Source organism: uncultured Idiomarina sp. (assembly GCF_964010655.1).
Lineage (GTDB): Bacteria > Pseudomonadota > Gammaproteobacteria > Enterobacterales > Alteromonadaceae > Idiomarina > Idiomarina baltica.
On record NZ_CAXGLS010000083.1, the window covers coordinates 1 to 3,549 of the forward strand.

The window sequence follows — 3,549 nt, forward strand, 5'->3', positions numbered from 1 at the left end:
GGCAGAATCACGCTCCTGCCAATCCAGCAAATCAATTTGTAGTGTACCAATAATTTCTGAGTCCAGGTTGGCTTTCAGCCTTTCCTCAACTGTCCCGATGGTACGAGAATAAATGCGTTCAATGCCCGCGACCGGCTCAACGGCCTTATCGACGAGCTTAACCAGATTATCAGCTTCACTTACTGATAAATTACCATCGGCTTGAACTTGTATTTGTATACGATCGGCCTCGATGTCAGGGAAAAAGTTTATGCCTTGCCCGAGCTTGCTGTAGAGGAAAAATGAAAGTAATAAGACAAACAGGCTGACCAGCAAAGCAAGTAACGGCTTATCCACCATATAGCTAACCAAAGACTGGAGTTTTGAACCGTTGTCTGCTGCATTTGCTGATTGTGAGGTCACTGATACTTTGCTTTTTACTGAGGAGCCAATTATCGGAACGAAAACCAGTGCCATGAGCAAAGACATGAGCAGTGTTATGATAACAGTGGCGGGCAGATAAAACATAAATTGCCCGGCCATACCTGGCCAAAAGAGCAGTGGTATAAATACGGCGAGGGTGGTCATTGTCGACGCAATAATAGGCCACGCCATGCGTTGGGAAGCTGCCAGATAAGCTTGTAATCGGTCTTGTCCTTGTCGACGATAGCGCTCTGCAAGGTCGACCACGACAATGGCACCATCCACTAACATACCAATAACTAAAATGAGTGCGAACAGGACCACGATGTTCAGTGTAATACCCAGCAATTGCAGCGTTAAAATGCCACCAAGAAATGAGCCTGGAATAGCAAGAGCAACGAGCAGGGAAGCTTTTACACCCAAAGCCACCACGACCGTTAGTATGACCAGAATAATGGCGAGTATGACATTGTTTTCAAGGTCGCCCAGAAATTGCTTAACATCGTCTGCCTGGTTTTGCATATAAGCGACATTAACGGTTGCAGGCCAGTCGGTGCGCTCCTGTTCGACCATTTGGGTTACACGATCGACGACGTCAATCACATTAGCGCTGCTCAGTTTTTTAATATCAAGTGCTATCGACGGTTGACCATCAATACGGGCGTAACTGACGGGATCTTTAAAGGTGCGTCGAACTTCAGCGACATCGCTTACCCGTACGACATTATTGGGCGTAGTTTTTATCGGCATCTCGAGTACATCGACAATGTTCTCAATGGTGCCAGGGATGGCGACGCTAATGCGTCCTGCCCCGGTATCCATTGCACCCGCGGTAACCAGAAGGTTGTTATTACTAATAGCCTGCGACACCTCCGCTAATGAAATGTTGTAAGACTGCATAGCTAATGGTTCAATGATGATCTCTAACAGATCTTCACGATCACCTGACATATCGATTTCGAGTACGCCATTAAGTGTTTCAAGTTTATCTTCTAAATTACGTGCCAGTTGGATTAAGTCCCGTTCGGGAATATTGCCTGAGAGCGCAACCGTTAAAATGGGGAATAAAGACAGATCAACCTCTTGCACCGTGGGCTTCTCAGCATCGGACGGTAAATCTTGTTCTGCTTTTTCAGTTTCGTCCTTTACATCACGTAGTGCTTTTTCATTGTCGAAGCCTGCGGCAAACTCCAGTTGTAACATGGCAAAGCCTTCACCGGCTTGAGCGGTTAAAGTATCTAAACCGTCGATGCTTTGTAATTTTCGCTCAAGCGGCTCGACTAATAAACGTGCGCTGTCTTCCGTTGAAATGCCGGGGTAGCTTACGGTGACGGTGAATACCGGAATGTCAATTTCGGGTGCAGCTTCTTTAGGAATTGTGGCGTAGGCAATGCTGCCCATTATCAACAATACAGCGAGTAACAGTATCGCTGCGCGATTGCGTGAGAAAGCGGCGGCAATAAAGGCTTTCATTATAATTCCTCGCCTTTGTCATAATCAGCAGGTACGGGTTTGGGGGTAACTTTTTGACCGGCGGTCAACGAACTATGGCTAATGATGACTAAACGCGTTTCGTCATCCAGCCCGCTGACCCATAAGGCATTAACGTCTGCCCGCTCCACAGTAACTGGAGAAAAACGTGTTTCGTTATTGTCATTAATGGTTAAAACACCCATGCGGCCAGCCGCATCTATTTTGATTTGGGCCGCAGAAATTTTGTGTGCTTTAACGTTGTTGGTTTCAATAACGACTTCGGCACTCATACCGGAAGGGATAGGGTCGTTCTGGTTTGGGATGGTTATTTCAACGCGAAATGTCCGGGTCTGCGGATCGGCAATAGGAGCGATAAAGCTGACCTGTCCCTGACGATCAGTACCACCGATAAGTTTGACCGTCGCGGGCATGTTGAGTTTGAGCCTGTGAATTTGACTTTGTTGTACGTTAATAATGGCGATTAACGGATCGTTATCGATAAGCTCTAGTACTTGGTTGCCGGCTGACACATAAGCACCTTGCTCAATAAAGCGTTGATTGATAACGCCGCTGACCGGTGCTGTCAATTCAGTATTTTCAATATCGAAGGTAATACGGCGAAGCTGTGCTCGTGCTGCTTCTAGTTGTGCTTCCAACGCCTGGAGTTGAGACTGGGACGACAAATTTTGTTCGATGAGCTTTTTCGTCGCATTGAAGTCGCTTTGTGCTTTTTTTACTTGAGCTTCTGCCTGAGTGCGTTGAACTTCGCGATCATCAATAGAAAGTTTTGCAATGACATCACCTTGGCTAACCTCAGCACCGCTGTCGGCAATCATTTCGAGCATGCCGTCAGTACGTGCTCGAATATTAAGTTGCTGATTTGGTCTAATTTCGCCGTTTAGTGTCAACTCGCGAGCCACAAGCTGGGCTTGACTATTTCTTACTGCAACTGACGGTAAATTGCTCTTAGTTGCGTTTGTCTTTTCGGTATCGCCTCTGAAGATGAAACCACTGGCTATCCACAAGAAAACCAAGGTTACGATGGCAATAAATACGGCTGTAGAGCTACTGATTCGGCCTTGCTGCTTGTGCAGTGAGCCACATGATGATGAGGTCATTGATGTTGCACCTAAATTATTTAAATGTTTTCGTCAAACGTCAATTTTTCTGACTATTGAGCATGGCTTAGCGTTCGGATTTCAACTCCAACAGCAACTTTTTCACGCTTTCATCGTAGAGTGTATTAAACCTTTCCAGCTCAGTAATTTTCTCCTGAGCTTTAGAATTCTTAATACTTGCTTTGGCTTCCGTTATTATCTTTTTCGCTTCTTCATGCTGTTTTATCTTTAATTCCAGCAGCGAATCATAAGGGTTGGTACGCATTACAAAATAGTTTTGGCGCTTACCAGGCAGCGCTCTGCGTTCGACCAGCTGGAGCATTTCCAAAAAGCGAATATTGGTGCTGACACTTCCTTTACTTATTTCAAGTAAGCTCATGAGATCGGCTGTATTTAGTGGGGCATCAGATATGATAAGAGCCGCAATTATTTGCCCGGCAATGCGAGAAAAACCATAGCCCTGAGTGTGCATGCCCATATCGGTAATAAACTGTAATTCTGCTTCGGTAAGCTTATTCATAGTAAAAACTTGTTAATTTGGATAATTTAAGGCTAA

Annotated in this window: 3 protein-coding genes; all 3 read right to left on the reverse strand. The window is 45.5% G+C overall.

The genetic code is table 11. The features are described 5' to 3' along the window. The coding region (locus ABNS04_RS12215; RefSeq protein WP_348671579.1) for an efflux RND transporter permease subunit at positions 1-1,875 on the reverse strand (1,875 nt) is incomplete at its 3' end. Beyond that, positions 1,875-2,993 carry an efflux RND transporter periplasmic adaptor subunit gene (locus ABNS04_RS12220; RefSeq protein ID WP_034821459.1) on the reverse strand — a complete coding sequence of 373 codons (1,119 nt, stop codon included), beginning with the start codon at positions 2,991-2,993 and terminating at the stop codon, positions 1,875-1,877. The genes ABNS04_RS12215 and ABNS04_RS12220, both read right to left, overlap by 1 nt. A 67-nt stretch (positions 2,994-3,060) precedes the next feature. Further along, positions 3,061-3,513, reverse strand: a complete 453-nt coding sequence (locus tag ABNS04_RS12225) for a MarR family transcriptional regulator (RefSeq protein ID WP_105933551.1) — start codon at positions 3,511-3,513, stop codon at positions 3,061-3,063. Positions 3,514-3,549: the final 36 nt, after the last annotated feature.